The 8,625-nt window shown below is 61.9% G+C and carries 8 protein-coding genes; 3 read left to right on the plus strand and 5 right to left on the minus strand.

Annotation, left to right across the window (positions count from 1 at the left end):
- Positions 1-27: 27 nt before the first annotated feature.
- The 3 genes from JWR14_RS18795 to JWR14_RS18805 all read right to left on the minus strand — a co-directional run bounded on the left by JWR14_RS18795 (position 28) and on the right by JWR14_RS18805 (position 2,093).
- Positions 28-294, minus strand: coding sequence for a hypothetical protein (locus tag JWR14_RS18795; protein WP_299709705.1), 267 nt, complete (start codon positions 292-294; stop codon positions 28-30).
- A 110-nt stretch (positions 295-404) separates the two neighbouring features.
- Complete coding sequence (locus tag JWR14_RS18800) at positions 405-653, minus strand: DUF2164 domain-containing protein (protein ID WP_299709707.1); 249 nt, start codon at positions 651-653, stop codon at positions 405-407.
- Between the two features lie 3 nt (positions 654-656).
- On the minus strand, positions 657-2,093 hold the full coding sequence (locus JWR14_RS18805) for a sigma 54-interacting transcriptional regulator (protein ID WP_299709709.1): 1,437 nt from the start codon (positions 2,091-2,093) through the stop codon (positions 657-659).
- Between the two features lie 296 nt (positions 2,094-2,389).
- Here JWR14_RS18805 and JWR14_RS18810 point away from each other — a divergent pair, with 296 nt between their 5' ends.
- The 3 genes from JWR14_RS18810 (at position 2,390) to JWR14_RS18820 (ending at position 5,039) form a co-directional block, all read left to right on the plus strand.
- The gene (locus tag JWR14_RS18810) at positions 2,390-3,790 is read left to right on the plus strand and encodes a GntP family permease (RefSeq protein ID WP_299709710.1); all 1,401 of its coding nucleotides are present in this window, start codon (positions 2,390-2,392) and stop codon (positions 3,788-3,790) included.
- 139 nt (positions 3,791-3,929) lie between these two features.
- A complete protein-coding gene (locus JWR14_RS18815) occupies positions 3,930-4,730 on the plus strand; it encodes a 3-hydroxybutyrate dehydrogenase (protein ID WP_299709712.1) in 801 nt (266 codons plus the stop codon).
- Between the two features lie 75 nt (positions 4,731-4,805).
- Positions 4,806-5,039, plus strand: coding sequence for a hypothetical protein (locus tag JWR14_RS18820; protein WP_158939805.1), 234 nt, complete (start codon positions 4,806-4,808; stop codon positions 5,037-5,039).
- An 85-nt stretch (positions 5,040-5,124) separates the two neighbouring features.
- On the opposite strand, the gene JWR14_RS18825 is transcribed toward JWR14_RS18820, so the two are convergent.
- Positions 5,125-7,143 (minus strand): AI-2E family transporter, encoded by a 2,019-nt coding sequence (locus JWR14_RS18825; RefSeq protein ID WP_299709722.1) that lies wholly within the window; start codon positions 7,141-7,143, stop codon positions 5,125-5,127.
- 273 nt (positions 7,144-7,416) lie between these two features.
- Positions 7,417-8,625, minus strand: a 1,209-nt coding sequence (locus tag JWR14_RS18830) for a response regulator (RefSeq protein ID WP_299709723.1), incomplete at its 5' end; no start/stop codon positions are given.

An 8,625-nucleotide genomic window follows, 5' to 3' on the forward strand; every position in this document is an offset into this window, starting at 1 on the left:
AGAGCCTGAGTTGAACAAGGCCCGGCGTTACTGCGCTTTGCACGCAATCAACAGGTTGTTCTGGCCGTTGTCGCTGCTTTGATCGAGGACGTCGTAACTGCCTGCGCACAACGCGCGGGCATTTTGCCGGCAAGTACTCCAGCCGCCATTAGCCGGGCACTGGATCATGTTGGTCGGGCGGCCATCGGATGAAAAAAGCGGCGGCGCGCTGCTGCAAGCAGACAACACCGACGCCGCGACCGCAAGCGGCAACAGCGCCAGAAAACGCGATGCTCGTACGTTGAAAATCTTCATCCGGAACCCCTTTTTAACGCTGTTTTTATTGATCCCGCGAGTATGCCATGCGGAGCTTTCGGCTTGCCTCCTTAGCCATGCTGATCGCGCGATCCCGGCAACCGTTCGCGCTACTTTTGGAGCCCCCAGATGTCGCTGTCGATCATCTCGATGCGGGCGTCGATTTTCGCTTTTACATCGGCGAGGGCCTGGTTGTAGAAATGCGCGCCAATGATTTTCGATAATTCGTCAAGCCATTCCTTCGCCTCGAACTGCCCGAGCCGCGCGTCGAACCGCTCTTGCGCCATGCGCTGCAACTGGTCGATGGCAAGCGCCTCGAGCTCGCGGGATAACAGCGTCTTGTTCGTGTCTTTGCTCATGATCTAAACCTCTATGCCCAATGCGACGATCTTCTTGTACATGGTCGCCCGGCCAATGCCAATCCGCTGCGCCGCTTCTGCCACGCGACCGCCGCTTGCACGCAGAGCTTCCGAGAGGAAACGCTTTTCGAAACCCGCCATGGCGTCGGCGTAGGATGCCGTATCGGTTTCCTCTGCCTCGCTCGGGGGCGCAGCCGATGCCTCCGCCCCCATGAAGGCGCCGAGCGCGCGGGCATCGATATGTTCACTGTCCGACAGCATCACCGCGCGTTCCAGCACATTGCGCAATTCGCGCACATTGCCGGGCCACGAATACGCGGCGAGCAGGCGTAACGCGTCGTCATGGAGCACGAACTGGCCGGCGTGACGCGGGCGGGCATCGGCGGAAAGCTCTTCGAGCATGGCGTACACCAGCGCTTCGATATCTCCCGCCCGCTCGCGCAACGGCGGCGCGTGAATGGACAGCACGTTCAGCCGATAAAACAAATCCGCGCGAAACCGGCCGCTGGCGACCAGCGCCGGCAAATCCGCCGACGTCGCCGCGATGATCCGGACATCCGTGCGCACGATCCGGTTCGACCCAAGCGGCTCGAACTCCTTCTCTTGCAACACGCGCAGCAACTTGCCCTGCAGCACGAGCGGCATATCGCCGATTTCATCGAGGAATAGCGTGCCGCCATCGGCGAGTTCGAACTTGCCCACGCGGCCTTTGCGATCCGCGCCGGTATACGCGCCCGCCGCCGCGCCGAAAAATTCCACTTCGAGCAAGGTGTCCGGAATCGCCGCGACGTTCACCGTCACGAGCGGCCGCGCGGCGCGCGTGGATGCGCCGTGGATCGCGTGCGCCAGCAACTCCTTGCCCGTGCCCGTTTCGCCGGACAGCAGCACGGGCGAGTCGACTTGCGCCGCACGTCGCGCCTGGCGTTTGACATCGAGGCTCGCAGCGCTCGTCCCCACGAAACTCGCGAACGTGTATTTGGCGCGCCGCGCCTGCGCGAGCGATTGCCGTGTCGCGATCAGTTCCTGTTGCACCCGCGAGTAATGCGAAAAGAGCGGCGTGAGCGCCTTCATTTCGTCGAAGAGGGCGAATCCAATTGCCCCGACCGTCTGGCCGTAGTCGTCTTTTAACGGCAGGCGCGTGACGACCAGCGGCTCTCGATCCGTTTCCAGCAGATCGAGCAGGATTGGCTTGCCCGTTGTCACGACTTCGCGCATCAGGCTGTTCGGAATCACCGATTCGCAATCCCGGCCGATCGCCTCCTGCGGGTCCGAAAACCCGAAGCGTGCCGCGTAGCGTTTGTTGATCCAGACGACCCGCGCTTCTTTATCGACGATAAACGTGCCTTCGCTAAAATTCTCGAAGGTCTTGAAAAGCGAATCCATCGCGCGACGCAAAACATCGCTGTAATCGACGGGGACATGCGTCCAGTCGTTGTGCATCCAGTGTCTCGTGAAGTTTTCTCAATATCGAGACAGGATATCTCGAAACGTGGAAATGCGGCAAGATCGCCGTCAAGCATTATGTGACCGGCCGTTCGGGCGAGTTTTGGCTCGCGGCGTTGTCTCGATCGGTAGACATTATTCAGCACGCGGGCAGCGTATTAAAGCCGCGTTCCCTTGCTGGGCAACGCTTCCTGGCCTTTGGCATGAATGCTGCATAAAGGGCGCACCCATTTCCGGGCGGCTATTGCTTTTGCTCTTGCTTGGCCGGACACACAACAAGTAACGGAGACTTAATGTCGTTCATCATCGTCCTTGCGGCCCTGGCGTTTCTCATGCTCGCCGCGTATCGCGGATACAGCGTGATCCTGGTGGCGCCGCTCGCCGCGCTCGCAGCCGTCCTCCTGACCGAACCCGCCGCCGTCGCGCCCGTGTTTTCCGGCATCTTCATGGAGAAGATGGTCGGCTTCGTGAAGCTGTACTTCCCCGTATTCCTGCTCGGCGCCGTATTCGGCAAAGTGGTGGAATTGTCGGGATTCTCCGAATCCATCGTGGCCGCCGCCATTCGATACATCGGCAAGACGCGTGTTAATGCGGTGATTGTTGCCGTGTGCGCATTGCTCACCTATGGCGGCGTATCGCTGTTCGTGGTCGTGTTCGCGGTCTATCCGTTCGCGGCCGAAATGTACCGGCAGAGCAATATCCCGAAACGGCTGATGCCCGGCGCCATCGCGCTCGGTGCGTTCTCGTTCACCATGGATTCGCTGCCGGGCACGCCGCAGATCCAGAACATCATTCCCACGACGTTCTTCAAGACCACTGGCTGGGCCGCGCCGTGGCTCGGCACCATCGGCTCGCTGTTTATTGTCGTGGTCGGGTTGTCGTTCCTCGAGTGGCGCCGTCGTTCAGTGATGGCCACGGGCGAAGGCTACGGCACGTCGCTCGTGAACGAGCCGGAGCGCGTGGAAAGCGCGCATTTGCCGAATCCCTTGCTCGCGGTTGCGCCGCTGGTGCTGGTGGGCGTCGCGAACTTCGTACTGACCAAGCTGATCCCGGTCTGGTACGGCGCGAGTTATACAGTCGCCGACAATGTGCTGCCGGGCATTCACACGCCGGTTGTCACGCCGATCAAATCAGTTGTCGCGATCTGGGCCGTGGAAGGCGCGTTGCTGCTCGGCATCCTGCTGGTTGTATTGACGGCGTTCGGCCGCGTGCGCGAACGCTTCGCGGTAGGAACGAAAGCGGCGGTCGGCGGTGCGTTGCTCGCCTCATTGAACACTGCGTCCGAGTACGGTTTCGGCGGCGTAATCGCGGCATTGCCGGGATTTATCGTGGTCAGCGATGCGCTCAAGAGCATCCCGAATCCGCTCGTGAACGCGGCTGTCTCGGTAAGTTCGCTGGCAGGCATCACGGGCTCGGCGTCGGGCGGCATGAGCATCGCGCTGGCCGCCATGTCGGATACGTTCATCAAGGGCGCGGAAGCGGCGCACATTCCGCTGGACGTGCTGCATCGCGTGGTCGCCATGGCCAGCGGCGGCATGGACACGCTGCCGCATAACGGCGCGGTGATCACGTTGCTCGCCGTGACCGGCTTGACGCACCGCGAGTCGTATCGCGATATCTTCGCCGTGACGATCATCAAGACGCTGGCCGTGTTTTTCGTGATCGCGGTGTACTACATGACCGGGCTGGTTTAAGGCTTTCGTTTTTGCCCGTTGCCTTGGCGCTTGCATTGAAATGCGTTGAAAGTCGCCGAGGCAAACCAACATCGCTCATCCGCATCTGGCAAACTTTGCGGCAGCCGCCTCCCCCTTCCTCTCCCACAGGACTTCCTACATGACCTCATCCGCAGCAGCACCGCTCGCCGGCAAAACCGCGCTCGTCACCGGATCGACGAGCGGCATCGGACTTGGAATCGCTAACGCGCTCGCGCAGGCCGGCGCGAATCTCGTGCTGAATGGCTTCGGCGACGCCGCTGTCATCCAGAGCGCCATCGCGCAAATCGAGCAGCACGGCGTGAAAGCGGTGCATCACGGCGCGGATATGTCGAAGTCCGCTGAGATTGAAGCGATGATCGCCTTCGCCGTCGAGCAATTCGGCGCCGTTGATGTGCTCGTGAACAATGCGGGCATCCAGCACGTGGCGACTATTGACACTTTCCCTGTCGACAAGTGGGACGCGATTATCGCGATCAACTTGACGTCTGCGTTTCATACCATGCGTGTGGCGTTGCCCAGGATGCGCGATAACGGCTGGGGCCGCGTGATCAATATCGCGTCGGCGCATGGGCTGGTGGGATCGGCGGGGAAATCGGCTTATGTGGCCGCCAAGCACGGCATTGTCGGCCTGACGAAAGTGGCCGCGCTCGAAAACGCGCGGACGGGCGTGACGGTGAATGCGATCTGCCCGGGATTCGTGCTGACGCCGCTGGTGCAAAAGCAGATCGACGATATTGCCACCCGCGACAACATTTCGCCGGACGCCGCACGCTCGAAGTTGTTGGGGGAGAAACAGCCGTCGGAACAATTCGTGACGCCGGAACAGATCGGCAAGCTGGCTGTATTTCTGTGCTCGGAAGGCGCCGATGAAATGCGCGGCGCAGCGCTGCAAATTGATGGCGGCTGGACGTCGCAGTAAAGAATGCGATGAGCGGAGCGCGTGCCTGCCGTGGAAACCGTTGGTACTATCGGGGTTCGTAGAACGGAGACTCCGATGACGGCCGAACACAATCGAACAGAAGAAGCGCGGGCGATGGAGCGCATCGTCAATGCCACGCGGCAGGTACAGACCGCGTTCACGGCGTTGCAGGGGCACTTTCCGCCAGGAGGTGATGGCCGGCCTTCGCAGATGGCATTGCAGACCTTCGACGCCGCGCTTCAGGAGCTGGAAGAAGCGCAAGCCGCGTTCGACACCATGTTGAACGACCTGTTCGACGGCAACCGCTAGAAGGGTTTTAATCCGTTCGCGTCCTGGATGACCGGGCGGTGCCGGTAGGTGCCACCCACGGCGCGAACGGAACGTTGAAACTTCCTCAAGCCCCCCGCAATACCGGCACCACGGGCGGTTTCTCCTTGGCGCTCTCAATTTCTGCCGACACAACCGCGTCCGGCGGATTCAACCCCTCCCACGAAATGCCGTCGGTGGACTGCCGCCGGGCCGCCGCCACACACGCCTCAACCAATTCCTTGAACGACGTAGCCGCCGAGGTCTTGCGAATCACCGCCTCGCCTTCCAGCGCACTGTTTGGCAGCACCAATCCCACGATCAGATCAGCCGTGGCCGCGCGCTGATGCAGGCGCCGCAGCAAATTGCGCAAATACGGCGGCGATTCGGCGGCATCGAACGAAATCACGCAGATCAGCGAGACCCCCGTCAAATCGACTTCATCGAAGCGCGTCCGCGAAAAACGCTCGTAGGGCGCCAGATCCGCACCCAGGCCGTGCTTGCGAAACAGTTGCACCGCGATAGTCGCCGCCAGGTCGTCAAGCACACCGCGCCCGGCAATGCACAGCACGGACGCCGTGTGGCCTTCGCTGGCCGCGTCGAAGTGAGACGGCGGCGCTTCGTGCACGATGCCGGCTTCGCGATCCGACATCTCGAGACTGGCGGGCGGGTCCTCATCCTGCCTGACCGCCATCACCACGTCCTCGACCTCCTCGAGCCCTTCGACAATGTCCATCGCCGATTCGTTGATGCGCCTCAACTGGTCCGAGGTCACGACCCCGCGCAACACGTCGTTGTGCGCGATCCGCAACCCCTCCAGCGCCACTTCGTCGTAATACGCGCTGAGCGAACGCTCCTTGAGCAGCGACTCGGCTTGCACGAGCGCTTCATCGGGATCGTTCGCCAGCAGCCGCTGATAAAAATTCTCCGCTGGCGTCAGCGCTGGACGGTCGCCGAACAGCACATCGAGGAATTCCAGCCGGTCCACATGCCGCCCCAGAATCACCAGGCACAAGGTCAGCGGCGTCGATAGCACCAGCCCGATCGGTCCCCAGATCCAGCTCCAGAAAATCGCCGCCACAATCACTGCGAACGGCGAAAGGCCCGTGCTGTGTCCATACAGCAGCGGTTCGACCACCTGCCCCGCCACCACGTCGGTCACGCCGAACAGGACGATGGCCCAGATCATCATCGACCAGCCGGGGCCCACTGCCGCCGCGAACACCACGGCCAGCAACGCCGCGATCCAGGTGCCCACGTACGGCACGAAACGCAGCAAGCCGGTGAGCACGCCGAACAGCAACGCGCCGGGTACGCCGATGATCGCCAGCCCGATCGCGATGACAACACCCACGCCCATGTTGATGCCAAGTTGCGCGAGGAAGTAGCGAGACAGCCGGCGAGCGGCTTCGTCCATGGCGGTGGTCGCGCGATGCAGGTCGCGCGAGCCGAACAGCCGGATCAGCCGGTCGCGCAAGTCTTCCCGCTGCAACAAGATGAAGATGGCGACCACGAGTACGATGCCGGTGGTTTCGAGCGGACTGAGTATCGGCGATAAAAACCGCTGCGCCAGCTCCACGGGCGACGGCGCCGGTTCGTGGACTTCGACCGGCATCGGGGAATCGATAGGCGAGGCCGCAGGATTCTCTTCATTCTTGCGAATTTCGTCCTGGCGGTTCGGGGAAAGGCGCTTGAGCGCCGACGCCGCTTTGCCTAGAAACGCATCGGCCCGGCCGATGGTCTTCTGTTGCACAGAGTCGATCTTGCGTTCCACCGCGACCTGATACTGCGGCAGGTCGCCGGCCAGTTGCGCCACTTGGGCGCCGATCAGCGCGCCGACAGCGGTCAGCACCGACAACGCGACCAATACCGCCACGATCACCGACGGCACCTGTCCGAACTTCAGCCGCCGCAACAAGTCCACAAACGGCGCTACCAGGAAGCTCAACAAAACAGCGAGGATGATCGGAATCAGCACCGCGCGGCCGAAATACAACACGCAAATCACCACCACACCGGTAATTAACGACGTCAACGCCCGCAAACCCGGTCCTTCGGGCGGCAAAACCGCGGTTGACGGCCGACGGGGCACGGGATCTTGATTCATGACTGCGTTCTCGAAAATGGGGGCGGTCGGACGTAAAGACAGCGCGTACTTAAATGCAAGAACGCATACGCTAGTCCGGGCAGGATCGCGGTGCGGGCGCACGTTTTCCGTGTCTGGATTGCCACAAGCCGGTGTCCGGCGGCTCGGGTGTCGAAGGAACGTCGACATATCTGAGCAAACGACATGCCATTTGCGCCAAAAGGTGAGTCAATACGGGAGCGCAAAGGTGAGTATTAACGGGAGCGCGAGCGATCTCTTAACAGCGCTTGGCGCCTAGTCGTCCGTTGCGCCCAGCGTGACCATCCGGCGAATCCGGCTCGCCATGGATTCCAGTGTGAACGGCTTGGTAATCATTTCCATGCCGGTATCGAGGAAACCGTTTGTGCGGGTCGCCGCTTCAGCATAACCGGTCATAAAAAGCACCCTCAGTTTGGGCCGCGTTGCCCGCGCGGCGTCCGCCAGTTGCCGGCCGTTCAGCCCGGGAAGCCCGACGTCAGTCACCAGCAAGTCGATACGCGCATGCGAATTGAGGATGGTCAATCCGGACGGGCCATCGAATGCTTCGAGCACCTGATAGTCCAGATCGCGCAGGATCTCGCACACGAGTTCGCGCACGGACGCGTCGTCCTCCACCACCAGGATTGCGTGCCGCCCGGCCGCACGATGCGCGTCGTTAAGTTCACTCGCGATTTCCTGCGTGCCCGGATCGCCTGAAAAACGCGGCAGATACAGCCTGATCGTGGTGCCGGCGTCGGGCGCGCTCTCGATTGTTGCAATCCCACCCGATTGCTTCGCAAACCCGTAAGCCATCGATAAACCCAGCCCCGTGCCCTGGCCCAGCGGCTTCGTCGTATAGAACGGGTCGAAGGCGCGTGCCTTGACATCGGCCGGCATGCCCGCGCCCGTATCCGACACCGATACCACCACGTAAGACCCCGGGGTCACATCGGGATGGCGCGCGGCGAAGTCGTGGCCGAGTTCCACGTTGCCGGTTTCAAGCGTCAGGCGGCCGCCTTCCGGCATGGCGTCGCGCGCGTTGATCGCGAAATTCAGCAGCGCGTTTTCAAGCTGGTTCGCGTCGCAGCGCGTGAGCCAGAGATGCGGGTTCGGCACCACGCGTGTATCGATCGCCTCGCCCATCGTCCGCTTGAGCAGGTCGTCGATGGAATGCAGCAGCTCGTCCGCGTTCACCGGCTTCGGGTCGAGCGGCTGACGCCGCGAAAACGCCAGCAGCCGGTGGGTGAGCGATGCTGCCCGGTTGGCCGCACCGGTCGCCATTGAAATGAACCGGTCGATGTCGTCTGTCCGGCCGAGCTGGGTGTATCGGCGAATCAGTTCAAGCGGCCCCGTAATGCCTTGCAGGAGATTGTTGAAATCGTGCGCAATCCCGCCCGTGAGTTGCCCGAGCGCCTCCATTTTCTGCGCCTGGCGCAGCGCTTCCTCGGTTTGTTGAAGCGCTCGCTGAGTTTCCTTTTCGCTGGT

Origin of the sequence: Caballeronia sp. (genome assembly GCF_028292365.1) — a bacterium.
Lineage (GTDB): Bacteria > Pseudomonadota > Gammaproteobacteria > Burkholderiales > Burkholderiaceae > Caballeronia.

Bases quoted from the DNA above. Each gene is read 5' to 3' on its own strand.
- JWR14_RS18825 (WP_299709722.1), bottom strand. From the start codon at position 7,143: ATGAATCAAGATCCCGTGCCCCGTCGGCCGTCAACCGCGGTTTTGCCG.
- JWR14_RS18810 (WP_299709710.1), top strand. From the start codon at position 2,390: ATGTCGTTCATCATCGTCCTTGCGGCCCTGGCGTTTCTCATGCTCGCC.
- JWR14_RS18795 (WP_299709705.1), bottom strand. From the start codon at position 294: ATGAAGATTTTCAACGTACGAGCATCGCGTTTTCTGGCGCTGTTGCCG.
- JWR14_RS18805 (WP_299709709.1), bottom strand. From the start codon at position 2,093: ATGCACAACGACTGGACGCATGTCCCCGTCGATTACAGCGATGTTTTG.
- JWR14_RS18800 (WP_299709707.1), bottom strand. From the start codon at position 653: ATGAGCAAAGACACGAACAAGACGCTGTTATCCCGCGAGCTCGAGGCG.
- JWR14_RS18815 (WP_299709712.1), top strand. From the start codon at position 3,930: ATGACCTCATCCGCAGCAGCACCGCTCGCCGGCAAAACCGCGCTCGTC.
- JWR14_RS18820 (WP_158939805.1), top strand. From the start codon at position 4,806: ATGACGGCCGAACACAATCGAACAGAAGAAGCGCGGGCGATGGAGCGC.